The organism is Allohahella marinimesophila, from assembly GCF_039538005.1.
GTDB classification, from domain to species: domain Bacteria; phylum Pseudomonadota; class Gammaproteobacteria; order Pseudomonadales; family Oleiphilaceae; genus Allohahella; species Allohahella marinimesophila.
The window spans coordinates 49,966-65,830 of record NZ_BAABBO010000019.1; the positions used below are offsets into that span (position 1 = coordinate 49,966).

Sequence of the window (15,865 nt, forward strand, 5' to 3'; positions counted from 1 at the left end):
ACTCAGTCTGGAACCACTGCATGTTTGAAAACCTGACCGAACGATTATCATCGAGCCTCCGGAAAGTGACCGGTCAGGCCAAACTGACCGAAGACAATATTAAGGATACGCTGCGTGAAGTAAGGATGGCGCTGCTGGAGGCGGACGTCGCGCTTCCGGTCGTGAAGGCCTTTGTCGAGCAGGTCAAGCAGGGCGCTGTTGGCGCTGAAGTATCCAGAGCGCTGTCTCCTGGCCAGGCATTCGTCAAACTGGTGCAACAGGAACTCGTCGCCGTGATGGGTGGCGGTAATCAGGATATCAATCTCGCGACGCAGCCGCCCGCCATCATACTCATGGCAGGTCTCCAGGGCGCTGGTAAAACGACCTCTGCTGCCAAGCTCGCGCGCTATCTCAAGCAGGAAAAGAAGAAGTCGGTCATGCTCGTCAGTGCAGACGTCTATCGACCTGCGGCCATCAAGCAGCTCGAGACCCTCGCGAAAGACGTCAAGGCGGATTTCTTCCCGAGCGATCTGACGCAGACTCCTGTCGAGATAGCCAAGGCTGCGATGGCGGAAGCCAGGCGTCGGGTCAAGGACGTGTTGATCGTCGATACCGCGGGTCGCCTGGCTATCGACGAAGCCATGATGGACGAAATCAAGGCCATGCATGCCGCGCTCAATCCCATCGAGACCCTCTTCGTGGTCGATGCGATGACCGGTCAGGATGCGGCTAATACCGCCCAGGCCTTCAATGAGGCCTTGCCCCTGACCGGCGTCATTCTGTCCAAGGCCGACGGTGACGCACGAGGTGGTGCTGCGCTGTCGGTTCGTCATATCACCGGCAAGCCGATCAAATTTATAGGTGTTGGCGAAAAGACCGACGCGCTGGAGCGATTTCACCCGGACCGGATAGCCTCAAGAATCCTCGGTATGGGCGACGTTATGTCCCTTATTGAGGATGCCGAGCGCAAACTTGACCGTGGCAAGGCTGAGAAATTTGCATCCAAGGTCTCCAAGGGCAAGGGCTTCAACCTGGAAGATTTTCGCGATCAGTTGCAGCAGATGAAGCGTATGGGCGGCATGGCCGGCATGCTCGACAAGCTGCCCGGCATGGGGCAGCTCTCCCAGGCCGCCCAGTCTCAGGTGAACGACAAGTCGCTTGGCCGTATGGAGGCTATCATCGGTTCCATGACGCCCAAAGAGCGACAGTATCCGGACATCATCAATCCTTCGAGGAAGAAGCGGATTGCCGAGGGTTGTGGGCAGCCTCTCCAGGACGTCAACAAGTTGCTCAAACAGCACAAGCAGATGCAGAAGATGATGAAACGCTTCAGCAAGAAAGGCGGCATGATGAATATGATGCGCGGCATGGGTGGGATGATGCCGCCAGGCGGTGGAGGCGGAATGCCGCCCTTCGGAAAATTCTGAACAGCGGCGCGCTTCCAACCTCGACAAGTATGAGGTACAATGCGCGCCCTCAAAAGAGGCTGCTTGAGTATGTCTGGCTGAATGCCATTCCAGCTGCCTTTGACCAGACATCGAGTACATAACAGAGAGAAAGCATTCATGGTAACTATCCGACTTTCGCGCGGCGGATCGAAGAAGCGTCCGTTCTATCACATTCACGTTACAGATAGCCGGAAAGCCAGAGACGGCCGCTTCATCGAGCGTATTGGCTTCTTCAACCCGACTGCGCGCGGTCAGGAAGAGTCAGTTCGTCTGGACACAGAGCGTCTGAGCTACTGGCAGGGCGTAGGCGCACAGCTGTCCGAGCGTGTTGCCTCTATCGTCAAGAAGCTGCCAGCTGCTGAACAGGCTGCCTGATTCAGCGCCCGAAGCTACGTTGCCCTTGAACGAGGTTGCCTCCCCCCAGCGCTTGCTAGTAGGCCGCCTTGGAGCGTCTTACGGTGTGCAGGGGTGGATGAAGCTGCAGTCGTTTACCGACGAGCCTGACGCCATCTTCGACTATCATCCCTGGATGCTACAGCTCCGGGATGCGCTTGCTTCTGACGAGCTCATAGCGGTGCCTAAAACTGAGACCCGTCAACATGGTGGCTCCTGGTTGGTGCGCTTGCAGGGGTGTCAGAACAAGGAAGAGGCAGCTGTTTACGCAGGGGCCAGCATTTTCGTCGATCGTGACAGCTTGCCGGCGCTTGGTGAGGAAGGCTTCTACTGGCATCAGCTGGTAGGGCTCAGAGTTCGAAATCGCGCTGGAGAAGATCTTGGGCGAGTGAAAAAGCTGATTGAAACCGGGGCCAACGATGTTCTGGTCTTGACGGTGGACAAGACCGCGCTGCCTTACTCTGATGGCGGAGAGAGATTGATTCCTCTGCTATTTGGTTCGGTGGTGCTGAATGTCGATCTGAGCCAGGCGCTCATCGAAGTTGACTGGGGTTCGGACTACTAGTGCGATTCGGTGTCGTGACGCTGTTTCCCGAGATGTTTGCCGCTGTCACTGATTACGGCGTCAGTGGAAGGGCTTTCAGGGAAGGTCTGGTGTCCCTGGAGACGGTGTCGCCGAGGGACTTTACCTCGGATCGTCATCGAACTGTCGATGATCGACCTTACGGTGGCGGTCAAGGCATGCTTATGCTGGCCGATCCATTGATGCAGGCTACCAGGCAGTTGCAGGGTCGCGGAGATTTTGCTGGAGAAGGACGACGGTCGAAGACCGTGTATTTTTCGCCCCGAGGGCGGCGCATGAGCCATCAGCTCATCGCTGACGCTGCATCAGCGGACGCACTGATTATGGTGTGCGGGCGTTATGAAGGGGTCGATCAACGTTTTATCGATCTCGCTATCGACGAGGAATGGTCGATGGGAGATTTTGTTGTCAGTGGTGGTGAATATGCCGCACTGGCAGCGATAGATGCCATCACGCGGCTTTTGCCAGGCGTGTTGGGTCATCAGAATTCTGCTGCTGACGACTCGTTCGTCAATGGCTTGTTGGAAGGGCCGCAGTATACGCGCCCCGAAGTGTTTGAAGGCGTACAGGTTCCGGAGGTGCTGTTGAGCGGCGATCATGCTCGAATTACAGCCTGGCGGAAAGCGAAGTCGCTCGAGCTTACTCGGCGGCTGAGACCAGATTTGCTCGATTGATAAACTTTAGGTTCAGACCTTATAATTTCAGTATCAGCCTCTGCTGTTGAGAGCACAGGCGCGAAAGGAGACGGAAAGATGACCACACGTAACCCGATTATCAGCCAGATCGAATCGGAACAGATGTCGAAAGAAGTGCCTGTTTTCAGTACCGGTGATACGGTTGTGGTCAGCGTGAAAGTCAAGGAAGGTGCTCGTGAGCGTCTTCAGGCTTTCGAAGGCGTTGTCATTGGCAAGCGTAATCGCGGCATGAACAGTGCGTTCACAGTACGCAAGGTCAGCTACGGCGTTGGCGTTGAGCGGACCTTCCAGACTTTCAGCTCAGTGGTCGACAGCATCACTCTGAAGCGTCGCGGCGATGTGCGCAAAGCCAAGTTGTACTACATCCGTGATCTGAGCGGCAAGGCTGCCAGAATCAAGGAAAAGCTGGGTAAGTAAGCCAGCGTTGTCCGTCGGGCGATCTGGCTTAATGGCCTCGTCGCCCGGTTCAGGATTTTTCCATAGACTTCCTTAAAGACGTTTTGCGAGCTGGCGCTACCGTTGTGCTTTCGCTTGTCTGAAATTCTTCGCTGTCCTTTCAATCCTTCCTGTCTTTCTTAGTCTGTCCTGGTGGTCGGATTCTGTTGTGCCGTTCGAAATGGCGCTTGTTCGCTATGAGCCATGACATCGATCTGAATAAATAGTAATGCGTTCTGTGCGTTGTCAGCTGGAATTTTACTGCCGTGTAGCGTTAGCTTAGTGACCTGATTTCTTCTTTTGGAACTGAATGATGTCAACGCTGTCTCCTTTGTCCATCTCCTCCCTGATTAATTCCCGATACGTGCTCAGGCTTGCTTGCCTGAGTTTTGCGGTTGGCGGACTGAACGCAGGGCTTGTTTCTGCTGCTGAGGAGCAGAAGTCGGGCCACAGCCAGGCGCCAGCGCTGCCAGAACAGTCCGGCGAAATGCAGGCAGATGAAGAGGCTGCCATTCGGTCGAGGCTCATGAGCGCTGTGCCCGGCCTTGAAGTGGCCAGAATCAGTATCAGCCCGATTCCAAATGTATATGAAATAGAGACGGCCAATCAGCAACTGTTGTACGTGAGCGCCAGTGGCGACTATTTCATCGCTGGTGACATCTTCAAGCTTGAAGAGGGTCGTATCGTCAATCTGGCTGAAGAGCGACGCGAGTCTGCTCGTGCGGAGGCCATCGCGAGCGTTCCGCAAACTGATAAGGTCGTATTCAAGCCTGAAGGTGAGCCACGCGCCGTGGTCAATGTGTTCACTGATGTCGACTGCGGATATTGCAGAAAGCTTCATCAGGAAGTGCCAGCGTTGCTCAAGCAGGGCATACAGGTGAATTACCTGGCATTCCCTCGTGCTGGCGTAGGGTCGTCCAGTTATGACAAGCTGGTGGCTGTCTGGTGTGCTGACGACCGCCTCGAGGCCATGAATCAGGCCAAGGCAGGAAAGTCGGTGCCGCTCAAGCAGTGTACCAACGGTGTCGCTTCACAATACGACCTTGGTGGGAAGATCGGTATCTCTGGAACGCCTGCTATCGTTCTGGATGATGGCCGCCTGATCCCCGGCTATCTCCCAGCCGATATGCTCACGCAGAATCTGGGGCTCAGCAAGCTCTGAGGCAGCGGGTCAGATTGACTTGAGGCAGGGCACGGAGTATCTTCTGGCGCCCGCTGGCGGAGTCCGGCTCCCGCGCCGATTGCCGGTGAGGGTGCTCTGCCAGGTCATCAATCCAGACCACCAGAAAGAGCAGCAGCCAGAGCATGCAAAGCAATCCTTCAAGCACAGGGTCTGAGTCTCCAAAGGCTCCCTTTGTCAGTAGTTTTCGAAAAGATGATCCCCTGAGAATCGGTCTTTGCGGACTCGGTACAGTGGGCAAAGCCGTCATCAACGTGCTGCAGCGCAATGCGGATCTCATCGCCCACAGGGCTGGGCGCCCGCTCAGTATCATCAACTGCGCCTCTCGTCGTTATTACGAGACCGACGGTCTTGATCCCGATATTTTCAGCGGAGACGTGCTCGCTTCAGCTGATCGGGATGATGTCGATGTCATCGTGGAACTTATTGGCGGCACCACCACCGCCTACGAACTCGTTCGTCGCGCAATCACCAATGGCAAACACGTGGTGACGGCCAACAAGGCCCTCCTGGCTGAGCACGGAAACGAGTTGTTCGATCTTGCGCGGGAGCATGGCGTCGTCATCGCCTTCGAAGCCGCCGTTGCTGGTGGCATTCCGATCATCAAGGCCTTGCGTGAAGGGTTGGCGGGTAACCGTATCGATGCGATCGCCGGCATTATCAATGGTACTGGAAATTTTATCCTGACTGAAATGCAGCGCGAAGGCAGCGACTTCTTTGATGTGCTCGCCGAAGCACAAGCACGAGGGTACGCGGAAGCTGATCCGACTTTTGATGTTGAAGGTATCGACGCTGCACACAAGCTGGCACTGATGGCTTCAATAGCTTTTGGTATGCCGCTGGCATTCGAAAGAACTTACACCGAAGGCATCAGCAGGCTTACCCCCTTTGATATTCAGCACGCCGCGCAGCTCGGCTATATCGTCAAGCATCTGGGTATCGCCCGCAGGCATGAAGGCGGCGTGGAGCTTAGAGTTCATCCTGCGCTGGTGCCAGACTGGCATCTGCTCGCGCGTATCGATGGCGTGCTAAACGCAGTAGTCGTTCATGCTGATGCCGTTGGTCAGACGCTGTATTGCGGGGCCGGTGCCGGTGGTGAGGCTACCGCCTCAGCGGTCATTGCCGATCTCGTTGATCTGGCTCGTCACGATGGTACCTCTACACCGATGCTCGGCACACTGTTGAGCAAACTCACGGACCAGCATTGTCTTGACATCAACGATGTAGAATCCGCGTTCTATATCCGTCTATTTGCTCGAGATGAACCAGGCGTTCTGGCCTCGGTGGCGACGATACTCAGCAATGAGGGCATCAATATCGAGTCGATCATGCAAAAGGAAAGTGACGAGCAGAATGGCCTCATTCCTATCGTACTGCTAACCCATCGTGTACAGGAAAGCCGCATGAACAAGGCACTGGCCAGCATGGCGGACCTTGATCAGATCATCGGAGAGCCAGTTCGTATCCGTGTGGCTGATCTTTTACTCGACCACAGAAACTAGGATTCACCGTGAAATACATCAGCACCCGAGGGCAGGCGCCTGCACTCAACTTTGAAGACGTGGTTCTCACCGGTCTGGCGCCCGATGGCGGCCTTTATGTGCCGACACATCTGCCCGAATTCAGCGTAGAAAAGCTTCAGGCCTTGCGCTCGGCGTCTTATCAGGAGCTGGCGGTAGAGGTCATGATGCCGTTCGTCGGCGACTCGATTGATCGCGAAACCTTCACTGAGATGGTGCACGACACCTATGCGGCCTTCAACCACGATGCCATCGCACCTCTGAAGCAGTTGGAGGCCGATGTCTGGTTGCTGGAGCTGTTTCACGGACCCACCCTGGCGTTCAAGGATTTTGCGCTGCAACTGCTTGGTCGGCTGTTCGACTACTTCCTCGCCAAGCGGCAGCAGAAAGTCGTGATCATGGGGGCTACCTCTGGAGACACTGGCTCGGCGGCCATCGATGGCTGCAAGCGCTCGGCCTGGGTCGACATGTTCATTCTGCATCCTCACGGCCGGGTGTCGGAAGTGCAGCGGCGTCAGATGACGTCGATACTTGAACCAAATGTCTTCAATATCGCGGTTGAAGGCAATTTCGACGACTGCCAGAGGATGGTCAAGGCCAGCTTTGCTGATCAGAGTTTCCTGAAGGGCAGGCAACTGGTGGCAGTCAATTCGATTAACTGGGCCAGAATCATGGCGCAGATCGTGTATTATTTTTACGCTGCGCTGCGGCTCGGCGCGCCATCGAGATCGGTCGCCTTCTCGGTGCCAACAGGCAATTTCGGCGATATCTTCGCCGGATACCTCGCCAAGCAAATGGGCTTGCCAATTACCCAGCTGGTGGTCGCTACCAACAGGAACGATATTCTTCACCGCTTCCTGGCGAGCAACCGCTACGAGCAGGCGCCGCTCGAGCACACGTTGTCGCCAAGCATGGATATCGTCGTCAGCTCGAATTTCGAGCGTCTGTTGTTCGATCTGCATCACCGTGATGGCCAGGCCCTGGCAGATCTCATGAAGCGAATGAGCACTGAAACCGTCAGCATCGAAGACGTCGCCTGGCAGAAGGCTCGTGCCCTGTTCGACTCGGCGGCCGTGAGCGATGAAGAAACAACCCGCGTGATCGGCGAACGCTGGAAGCGCAGTAATGAACTGCTCGATCCGCATACGGCGATTGGTTACAAGGCGGCGATCGATTGTCGACGCGATCCCGCTGTACCAATGGTAGTGCTCGGTACTGCACACCCTGCAAAATTTGCGGAAGCCGTGCGGAAATCGGGTGCGGCCTCGGATCCTGTGTTGCCGCCATTCCTGGCTGATCTCATGGACAGGGAGGAACGCTTCGAGGTGTTGCCGAACGACCTGAAAGCAGTGCAGTCATCCATGGTCTCGGCGCTGAAACTCTGATTTGAGGTCCTCTTCATGAAGGTGATGGACGAAATGGGCAGGGAGTCATCTGCGAAAGATGATGCGCTGCGATTGTCTGTCACCCTCCGTCGCAGACCTGTGCCGGGTGCGGCCTCTCCGGACGCAGATAGTCTGCTTGACCGTATCTTTCGCGGACGTAATCTATCGGCTGACGAAGTCCTGAACTACGGCCTTGATCGCCTGCTTCTGCCAGACGATCTCCTCGGTGTCCAGGAGGCTGCCAGCCATATTGCTACTGCCGTGCAAGATGCGAAGCGTATTCTCGTTGTGGGCGACTTTGATTGTGATGGCGCAACCAGTACCGCTGTCGCTGTTCGCGCGCTCCGGCTTTTTGGTAGCAGCCAGATTGACTTCCTGGTACCTAACCGGTTTTCCGACGGGTATGGCCTATCGCCCCTTATAGTTGAAAAGATTGCCGCCTTGCCGACACCTCCGCAACTGATCATCACGGTGGATAACGGTATCTCGAGCGTTGAAGGGGTGGCGCTGGCCGCAGAGCTTGGGATCGAGGTGATCATTACTGATCATCACCTTGCTGGCGCCGTTCTGCCTGCCGCGAAGGTCATCGTCAATCCCAATCAGCCCGGATGCAGCTTTCCTTCCAAGGCGACTGCCGGGGTTGGTGTTATTTTCTATGTCATGTTGGCCACCCGACGTGAGCTGCACTCACGCCAGCATTTTGGCGACAGAAAGCTCCCCAACCTGGGCAATCTGCTCGATCTCGTGGCCCTGGGTACCGTGGCCGACGTGGTGGCGCTGGATCAGAACAATCGAACGCTGGTGTCGCAGGGCCTGTCCAGGATACGCAAGGGGCGAAGCTGTGCTGGAATTGCTGCCCTGATACGCGTCGCCGGCCGCGATCCGGAGCGGATGACCGCGAAGGATCTGGGCTATGCTATTGCGCCGCGCCTGAACGCGGTGGGGCGTATGGATGACATGAGACTGGGTATTCAGTGCCTCCTTTGTGAAGACGCGCTGGAAGCCAGTCAGATTGCTGGGCGTCTGGATCGCTTCAACACCGAGCGAAAGCAGGTGGAGGCGACCATGCGTTCGCAGGCTGATGAGATTCTCGCCAACATCGATGCCTCAGATGCTGAAAAGAGTGTGACGGTGTGTCTGTTTGATGAGAGTTGGCATCAGGGTGTAATTGGTATACTCGCGGGTCGTCTGAAAGACCGACAACACAAGCCAACAGTGATTTTTGCGCCTGCAGGCGAGCGTGTTTCGGTTGAGGACGACGACCTGATAAAGGGTTCGGCCAGGTCGATACCTGGCCTGCATATTCGTGACGCCCTCGAAATGGTCGCCAGTGCGGAGCCTGAGCTCATTCTTGCCTTTGGTGGGCATGCCATGGCTGCTGGACTGACGATTCGCCGCAGAGACTTCGCTCGATTCAAATCACGCTTTGAGCAGGTTATTCTGGCCGCTGCAGGTGAGGGTGCTTTTGAGCAGGTCATACATACCGATGGCGATCTTGCCGCACAGGAGTTGTGTATTGCGAGTGCTGAAGTCATTGACTCGGCCGGACCCTGGGGCCAGGCTTTTCCCGAGCCCGTCTTCGACGGTCTGTTCAAGGTCATCGAGATCCGCGTAATGGCGGAGAAACACCTGAAGCTGATGGTCCTGCCTCTGCAGGCGAAGGCCGTCGAATGCCAGCCGCTGCAGGCGCTACTGTTCAATGCACCAGACAGCTGGCTGAGCTGGGCTGCTGGGGCTGGCGCAGGAACAGCAAAGCCACTCAGGTTGGTTTACCGTCTGGATATCAACGAATTCCGGGGACGACGTGATTTGCAGTTGATTATTGTGCATTGCGGCATCGAGGCCTGATATCCGTATTGTCGTGACTGCTGCGGCATCCAAGCAAAGCTGGGTTCTATACCGCATCAGTTAACGTTATAACCACAGTTTAACGAAGAGATAATAGCTATGTTGGAAGTCAATCAGGATCTGCTCCAAATAAAGGATCTTCAGGAGCGGATTCGTTCGCTCAGGGGGTATCTTTGACTTTGATCAGAAGCAGGAGCGTCTGGTAGAGGTTACCCGGGAACTCGAAGTGCCCTCGGTCTGGGATGATGCGCCTCGTGCGCAGGCCCTGGGCAAGGAGCGAGCCGAGCTCGTGCAGATCGTCGATACGGTGCTGGAGGCAGAAACCCGGCTCAGTGATGCCGCTGACCTCGTGGAAATGGCTGCGGCCGAGAATGATGAAGATACCCTAGAGGCTGTTCGCAAGGATATCGCAGCAACACAGAGTGAAGTCGAAGCGCTGGAGTTCCGCCGCATGTTCGATGGCAAGATGGACGACAGTCACGCCTTTCTCGATATTCAGGCCGGTTCCGGTGGCACAGAAGCCCAGGACTGGGCCGAAATGCTGTTGCGAATGTTTCTCCGCTGGGGCGAGCGCCGTGGCTTCAAGACCGAGTTGATCGAAGCTTCCGAGGGCGAAGTCGCTGGTATCAAGAGTGCGACGATCTATTTTCAGGGTGAGTTCGCCTATGGCTGGCTAAGAACCGAAACCGGCGTACATCGCCTGGTTCGAAAGAGCCCATATGATTCCGGCAATCGTCGGCATACCTCCTTTGCGTCGGTGTTCGTGTCGCCTGAAGTCGACGATGATATCGAGATCGAGATCAATCCAGCAGATCTGCGCATCGATGTCTATCGCGCCAGTGGCGCGGGTGGTCAGCACGTCAACCGGACTGAGTCCGCGGTTCGAATCACGCACCTGCCCACCAATACAGTTGTGCAGTGTCAGAATGACCGTTCGCAGCACAAGAACAAGGACCAGGCCATGAAACAGCTCAAGGCCAAACTCTATGAGCTGGAACTGCAGAAGCGGAATACCGAAGCGCAGAAGGTCGAAGACAGCAAGTCCGATATTGGCTGGGGCAGCCAGATTCGGTCTTACGTGCTGGACCAGTCGCGCATCAAGGATCTGCGGACCGGCGTTGAAACGTCCAATTGCCAGGCTGTGCTGGATGGCGACATCGATGCCTTTATCGAGGCCAGTCTGAAGAGCAACCTCTAGGCAGTAGCGCCGACAGCCTGCCTGGTTTGATTTTGGCAGGCTGCTCTATATAATCCTTCACCCCACTTTTTCCAAGGCAACCGACCGATTATGACAAACCAAGGCTCGAACGACACCCGCGGCAATTCGCAAGAAGTGACGGAGGCCGCAACGCCTGGTGAAGATGATAACCGGTTGATTGCTGAGCGGCGTCAGAAGCTGACTGCCGCGCGTTCGGGTCCCGGTAATGGCTTTAGTAATACCTTTCGGCGCAGCCATCTCTGTCAGCAGCTGCAGGCCGAGCATGGTGAAAAGGAAAAGCCGGATCTGGAAGCGCTCGCCATCCCCGTTACCGTGGCCGGTAGACTCATGCGCAACCGCGGCTCCTTTCTCGTGATTCAGGATGTGTCGGGGCAGATTCAGCTCTACATCAACCGCAAGAGCCTGAGTGCTGAACAGCTTGAGCTGATCAAGAGCTTCGATCTGGGCGACATCGTTGGTGCGAGTGGCCAGCTGCAGAAGTCCAACAAGGGCGATCTCTTTGTCGATATTGCGAAAGCCGAGCTGATCACCAAGGCACTCCGCCCGCTGCCGGACAAGTTCAAAGGGCTGGCTGACACTGAAACCAGGTACCGTAGACGCTACCTCGACCTGCTCGTCAACGAACAGTCGAGAAGAACTTTCGAGATCCGCTCCAGAGTGGTCAGTGGCATCCGCAACTATCTCACCGAGCGCGCGTTCATCGAAGTGGAAACGCCCATGCTGCAGGTCATACCGGGTGGAGCCACGGCGCGCCCATTCAAGACCCATCACAATGCGCTCGATATCGATATGTACCTGCGCATAGCGCCAGAGCTCTATCTCAAGCGTCTCATTGTGGGTGGAATGGAGCGTGTGTTTGAAATCAATCGCAACTTCCGCAACGAAGGGCTGAGTACCCGGCACAACCCCGAGTTCACCATGATCGAGTTCTATCAGGCCTTCGCTGATTACCGCGATCTGATGGATCTGACTGAAGATATGCTGCGTCACGTGGCGACGACAGTGCTGGGGAGCTCGGTATTTACCAATACCGTCAGAGATGCTGATGGCGAAGTCACTGAGACGATCGAGTATGATTTCTCGAAGCCTTTCGAGCGTCTGTCGGTCGTACAGGCCATATTGCGTCATGCCGATGATATCAGTGAGTCCGATATTTCCGATGAGGCTTCTGCTCGGGCGCTCTGCGAGCGGCTCAAGGTCAAAACGATGCCAGGTTGGGGGCTGGGTAAGCTTCAAGTGGAGATTTTCGACGCTGTAGCTGAACACCGCCTCATCCAGCCGACTTTCATCACTGAATATCCGACTGAAGTGTCTCCACTCGCACGTCGAAACGACGACAACCCCTTCATCACTGACCGCTTCGAGTTTTTCGTAGGCGGCAGGGAGTTGGCAAACGGATTCTCGGAGCTCAACGATCCTGAGGATCAGGCTGAGCGCTTCAAGGCACAGGTGGCGGAGAAGGAAGCCGGCGACGACGAGGCTATGTTCTACGATGATGAATATATTCGTGCACTGGAACACGGCATGCCGCCCACTGCTGGAGAAGGGATTGGTATTGATCGTCTGGTCATGCTGTTCGCCGATGCGCCTTCCATTCGTGACGTCATTCTGTTTCCGCACATGCGTCCGGTTGCGCAGTAGCTGGACATCAATGGCCAGGGAGGGTCGAGCGTGGGATTTCTTCATGAGGCCCTGAGCCTTCAGGCGCCGGGCTATGAGCCGCACCTCCGTCAGGTGCTGTCGCAGGATTCGAGCCGAGCGCTGGAAAATTTTCTGATCGCTGAAGAGCAGCAGGGCAAGCTGATCTATCCGGCTTTCGACAACTGCTTTGCAGCGCTTCGCCACAGCCCCTTCGACACTACCCGCGTCGTCATTCTGGGTCAGGATCCCTATCATGGTCCCGGACAGGCACATGGGCTGAGCTTTTCAGTACCGCCGGGCGTGGCAGTCCCCCCATCCTTGCGAAACATCTACAAGGAGCTGGGCAGCGATCTGGGACTGAAGCCCGACGCTGGCTTCGGCTGCCTGGAATCCTGGGCTGATCAGGGTGTGCTGCTGCTGAACGCGGTGTTGACCGTTGAAGGCGGGCAGGCAGCCTCCCATGCGGGGAGGGGGTGGGAGCCTGTCACAGACGCCATCGTGACTGCTCTGAACGAGCATCGTAGCGGGCTGGTATTTTTGTTGTGGGGTAGCTATGCGCAGAAGAAAGCGGCAGCCGTGGATACAACGCGCCATCTGGTGCTCAAGGCGCCGCATCCTTCACCACTCTCGGCGCATAGGGGCTTCCTGGGTTGCAGGCACTTTTCGGCAGCGAACGAATATATTGAGCGCAAGGGGGGGCGGGCGATTGACTGGCTGCCTCGCCAGGAATAATCCAGCCCGAGTTCGGCAGCGCCAGGTATCAGACCGGTATCAGACCGGCATCAACTGTTCAACAGCGCCATAGCGGCCGCCATCTCGGCTGTGAGATCCTCCGACTCACCCATGTCCACCTGTGGATCCAGTCCAAGGCGCTCAAAGGCCGTGACTGTAGTCCAGTCCAGTGAAGTGTCCATCTGATCTGTGCCCATCGTGCTCTGCAGCTTGGCGACCATCACCAGATCGGCATAGTCGGCTGTAGGCACCTGACGGGTATAGTTGGAATGTTCTTTCGGCACCATCCGCAACTCTGGAGCGAAATCCCATTTGCGCAAGATGTAACTGCCTATCGGTGAGTGCAGAGTATCGATCAGATTATCCAGCTGCACCGCATTGATTCTGATTTCATGTTCTTCAATAAAGGTCAGGATTGGCAGCGCACCAATCTTGTGGATGAGCCCGGCCAGCGTCGCCTGATCCGGCTTCAGCTTGGTAAAGTGACTCGCCAGAACGTGGCAGATGCCGGCAATTTCCGTACTGGTTCGCCAGATTTCGCGCATTCGTACATCGATCATCTCGGTAGTGGCCTGGAACATTTGCTCCATGGCCAATGCCGTCGCCAGGTTGGCGGTGTACTGCATGCCAAGTCGACTGACGGCCATGTTCAGGTTGCTGATCTCTCGCGAGCCTCTCAATAGAGGGCTGTTGCAGACCTTGATGATCCGAGCAGTAATGGCGGCATCATTGCCAAGAACGGCCACGAGATGGGCGATCGTAGAGTCCGGGTCTTCGGCGACAGAGCGCACTTTCAGGGCAACCTCTGGCAGCGTTGGCAGCACAAGCTTGTCCTGATCGATAGCTGTGATGATCTGCTGTTTGATTTGACGTTCTAGGTCAGACATTCATTCATTCCAGAGCAGTGAATCAGAGGGGTGACGAAACTTCAGGCGCAGTGATCCCCGCGCCAGACTCCACTATTAGGTATAGCAGAAAAAACGCTATTTTGTGGTTGAAAGGTGTACTGATTTTATATTTTTTCGGGGTCGAGTATCGCCAGACAGATTCTCTGGAATGGAGAGAAAAGTGCATGGACGCCAGCGTCAGCTGGGGGAGCTGCTGTTGAATCGGAGTCGCTTGGTAGATCACAGCATTCGATCACCTTGGCAGCCTTCTCCGCCAGGAAAGTATCGAGCTGCGCGGGCTCCGTGAAGAGTCTATTGATGTCAGATTCGGCCGTATTTCGAAAACGCGCCTCCACCACTGCAAGCCCGATCGGATACTTTTTGGCATTACCAAGGTATTGGGTGCGCGCTACGATTTCCTGCCCTGTAAAGCAGCCCTTGCTGAAACTGATGGCACCAAGGGTATGCAGCCCCAGGGCATGCGCCGTAAAGACCTCACTATGCTCGGCATCAAGACGTGGAATACCCAGGGCCAGCATGCCCGCTTGCCAGAGGTAATCGATTTCCTTGCGCGAAGAACAGCGCTTGCGCAGTGCCTCGAGCGTGGCAGGGGCGCGGGTATCCGTGCTGGGAACATTCGCTTCACCGCAGATGAGCAGCTCCGCCCAATGCAATTGCTCACTGGAAATGCTTTGGGCGAGCGCTCTACGGCCGCCCTGTTTCACATCCTGCAAGACCTGGTTGTGCGCCCCCAAGACCTGCCAGGCTTTTGAGAGGTCGAGGGCGGCGCGGATATCGCGCTGGCTGGACAGGACACCGACACAGGGCAACTCTTTCTCAGCGGTGAATTCACACTTGAAGAACACCTTGTATTTCGATAGGTGGGTCAGCAGCCGCTGACTGGCTTCTTCCGACCAGCAGAGCAGGAGGTAATTCTCCGCCTGCTGCCTGAACAGCTTGAATACGTCGATGACACGGCCTTTGGGTGAACACACGGCCGCCCAGGTCCATTGTCCGTCTTCCAGTCTGGAGACATCGCAGGTCAACTGACCCTGCAGAAATTTAGAACTATCGACGCCGGTCAGGCGAACGGCCGTCGAGGTATTGACTGAGCTGAGATACACGGCTCTATGTTCCTCCAAGGATCTGTTTGGGATGATGTTCATTTGATCTACGTTGTCTGGGCCAACTCTGTCCAGCGTCAGGTTACCGTATCGCGCGATGCAGGAGACTGGTTCTGAGCCTTCTGAAGGCGGTGGGATCGCAATTGTCGGGACACAGCAGGACACATCGCGGTATCCAGTGCTTTGGACTCCAGCTTCTCTTGAGGGGGCGCAATGCAAGAATGGTCAGTTGCGGGTGAATAAAGGTACTGCTTTGCAGTCGGTACGGCGTCGAAGTCTGCTTGCGATCGGTCACCAGAATCTGGTCGGCATGCCGGGCCTCGTACTTCAGATGAAGCGGACTGTCCGGGCTCTGCAGGAAGGCATGCACACGGAGAATTTGCCAGCTGTAGATCACCAGCGCGAGCAGGACCACGAACTTGAACTTGAAACCGACTGCTGCGATGCCGATGGTGACAGCCAGCAAAGCGGCAATGCCGAAGCTGAAGTAAAAGAGCCTCAGCGAAGGGCCGAGCCTGAGCTCAATGCTGTCTGGCACGGTCGGCGTTGTAGCGCAGAATGCTGTCGACCATGTCGGCGAGTAGCGGGTCTTCCGGGCGCTCCGTAGTCAGAAACCACTGGAACAACTCTGTATCCTCGTGCTCGAGTAGTCGTTCGTAAGTATAGAGCGCAGTCGGGTCGAGCGATGCCACTTTGTCCTGCACGAAGGGGACCAGCAACAGGTCCAGTTCCAGCATGCCCCTGCGGCTGTGCCAGAAAAGCCTGTTCAGCTCAGCTTGTTCGATCATGCAAACTC

The 15,865-nt window shown here is 56.2% G+C and carries 16 protein-coding genes; 12 read left to right on the forward strand and 4 right to left on the reverse strand.

The genetic code is table 11. The features are described 5' to 3' along the window. Positions 1-20: 20 nt before the first annotated feature. The 12 genes from ffh (at position 21) to ung (ending at position 13,058) form a co-directional block, all read left to right on the forward strand. Positions 21-1,406, forward strand: coding sequence for a signal recognition particle protein (gene ffh / locus ABD735_RS18075; RefSeq protein ID WP_344809099.1), 1,386 nt, complete (start codon positions 21-23; stop codon positions 1,404-1,406). A 138-nt stretch (positions 1,407-1,544) separates the two neighbouring features. Continuing rightward, positions 1,545-1,802: a 30S ribosomal protein S16 gene (gene rpsP, locus ABD735_RS18080; RefSeq protein WP_344809100.1), complete on the forward strand. Its 258-nt coding sequence runs from the start codon at positions 1,545-1,547 to the stop codon at positions 1,800-1,802. Then, positions 1,753-2,385, forward strand: a complete 633-nt coding sequence (rimM, locus tag ABD735_RS18085; protein WP_344809102.1) for a ribosome maturation factor RimM — start codon at positions 1,753-1,755, stop codon at positions 2,383-2,385. Before rpsP ends, rimM begins: the two co-directional genes overlap by 50 nt. After that, the gene (trmD, locus tag ABD735_RS18090) at positions 2,385-3,077 is read left to right on the forward strand and encodes a tRNA (guanosine(37)-N1)-methyltransferase TrmD (protein ID WP_344809104.1); all 693 of its coding nucleotides are present in this window, start codon (positions 2,385-2,387) and stop codon (positions 3,075-3,077) included. The genes rimM and trmD overlap by 1 nt, the downstream gene beginning before the upstream one ends. A 78-nt stretch (positions 3,078-3,155) precedes the next feature. Then, positions 3,156-3,515 (forward strand): 50S ribosomal protein L19, encoded by a 360-nt coding sequence (gene rplS / locus ABD735_RS18095; protein WP_344809106.1) that lies wholly within the window; start codon positions 3,156-3,158, stop codon positions 3,513-3,515. Between the two features lie 328 nt (positions 3,516-3,843). Then, positions 3,844-4,695 (forward strand): DsbC family protein, encoded by an 852-nt coding sequence (locus ABD735_RS18100; RefSeq protein WP_344809108.1) that lies wholly within the window; start codon positions 3,844-3,846, stop codon positions 4,693-4,695. Between the two features lie 221 nt (positions 4,696-4,916). Continuing rightward, positions 4,917-6,215 (forward strand): homoserine dehydrogenase, encoded by a 1,299-nt coding sequence (locus ABD735_RS18105; protein ID WP_344809233.1) that lies wholly within the window; start codon positions 4,917-4,919, stop codon positions 6,213-6,215. Positions 6,216-6,223: 8 nt separating this feature from the next. Continuing rightward, on the forward strand, positions 6,224-7,618 hold the full coding sequence (gene thrC, locus ABD735_RS18110; protein ID WP_344809110.1) for a threonine synthase: 1,395 nt from the start codon (positions 6,224-6,226) through the stop codon (positions 7,616-7,618). A 15-nt stretch (positions 7,619-7,633) separates the two neighbouring features. Next, positions 7,634-9,466: a single-stranded-DNA-specific exonuclease RecJ gene (gene recJ, locus ABD735_RS18115; RefSeq protein ID WP_344809112.1), complete on the forward strand. Its 1,833-nt coding sequence runs from the start codon at positions 7,634-7,636 to the stop codon at positions 9,464-9,466. Between the two features lie 99 nt (positions 9,467-9,565). Then, positions 9,566-10,664 (forward strand): peptide chain release factor 2 gene (gene prfB / locus ABD735_RS18120; protein ID WP_344809114.1). Its coding sequence is split into 2 segments (ribosomal slippage): positions 9,566-9,640 and positions 9,642-10,664, totalling 1,098 coding nucleotides; the frame shifts between segments, so codons are not numbered across the junction. A gap of 90 nt (positions 10,665-10,754) precedes the next feature. Next, complete coding sequence (gene lysS, locus ABD735_RS18125; RefSeq protein ID WP_344809115.1) at positions 10,755-12,326, forward strand: lysine--tRNA ligase; 1,572 nt, start codon at positions 10,755-10,757, stop codon at positions 12,324-12,326. Between the two features lie 30 nt (positions 12,327-12,356). Next, positions 12,357-13,058 (forward strand): uracil-DNA glycosylase, encoded by a 702-nt coding sequence (gene ung, locus ABD735_RS18130; RefSeq protein ID WP_344809117.1) that lies wholly within the window; start codon positions 12,357-12,359, stop codon positions 13,056-13,058. A 50-nt stretch (positions 13,059-13,108) separates the two neighbouring features. Here ung and ABD735_RS18135 read toward each other — a convergent pair whose 3' ends face one another. The 4 genes from ABD735_RS18135 to ABD735_RS18150 form a co-directional block, all read right to left on the reverse strand. Continuing rightward, on the reverse strand, positions 13,109-13,945 hold the full coding sequence (locus ABD735_RS18135) for an HDOD domain-containing protein (protein WP_344809119.1): 837 nt from the start codon (positions 13,943-13,945) through the stop codon (positions 13,109-13,111). Between the two features lie 125 nt (positions 13,946-14,070). Next, positions 14,071-15,069: a CAF17-like 4Fe-4S cluster assembly/insertion protein YgfZ gene (gene ygfZ / locus ABD735_RS18140; RefSeq protein WP_344809121.1), complete on the reverse strand. Its 999-nt coding sequence runs from the start codon at positions 15,067-15,069 to the stop codon at positions 14,071-14,073. An 82-nt stretch (positions 15,070-15,151) separates the two neighbouring features. After that, complete coding sequence (locus ABD735_RS18145) at positions 15,152-15,607, reverse strand: protein YgfX (protein WP_344809123.1); 456 nt, start codon at positions 15,605-15,607, stop codon at positions 15,152-15,154. Next, positions 15,591-15,857, reverse strand: coding sequence for an FAD assembly factor SdhE (locus tag ABD735_RS18150; protein ID WP_344809125.1), 267 nt, complete (start codon positions 15,855-15,857; stop codon positions 15,591-15,593). The genes ABD735_RS18145 and ABD735_RS18150 overlap by 17 nt, the downstream gene beginning before the upstream one ends. Positions 15,858-15,865 lie beyond the last annotated feature (8 nt).

What these genes read in the sequence shown, in the direction of transcription:
- ffh (WP_344809099.1), top strand. Translation starts at nt 21, where the DNA reads ATGTTTGAAAACCTGACCGAACGATTATCATCGAGCCTCCGGAAAGTG.
- rpsP (WP_344809100.1), top strand. Translation starts at nt 1,545, where the DNA reads ATGGTAACTATCCGACTTTCGCGCGGCGGATCGAAGAAGCGTCCGTTC.
- rplS (WP_344809106.1), top strand. Translation starts at nt 3,156, where the DNA reads ATGACCACACGTAACCCGATTATCAGCCAGATCGAATCGGAACAGATG.
- ABD735_RS18100 (WP_344809108.1), top strand. Translation starts at nt 3,844, where the DNA reads ATGATGTCAACGCTGTCTCCTTTGTCCATCTCCTCCCTGATTAATTCC.
- recJ (WP_344809112.1), top strand. Translation starts at nt 7,634, where the DNA reads ATGAAGGTGATGGACGAAATGGGCAGGGAGTCATCTGCGAAAGATGAT.
- lysS (WP_344809115.1), top strand. Translation starts at nt 10,755, where the DNA reads ATGACAAACCAAGGCTCGAACGACACCCGCGGCAATTCGCAAGAAGTG.
- ABD735_RS18135 (WP_344809119.1), bottom strand. Translation starts at nt 13,945, where the DNA reads ATGTCTGACCTAGAACGTCAAATCAAACAGCAGATCATCACAGCTATC.
- ABD735_RS18150 (WP_344809125.1), bottom strand. Translation starts at nt 15,857, where the DNA reads ATGATCGAACAAGCTGAGCTGAACAGGCTTTTCTGGCACAGCCGCAGG.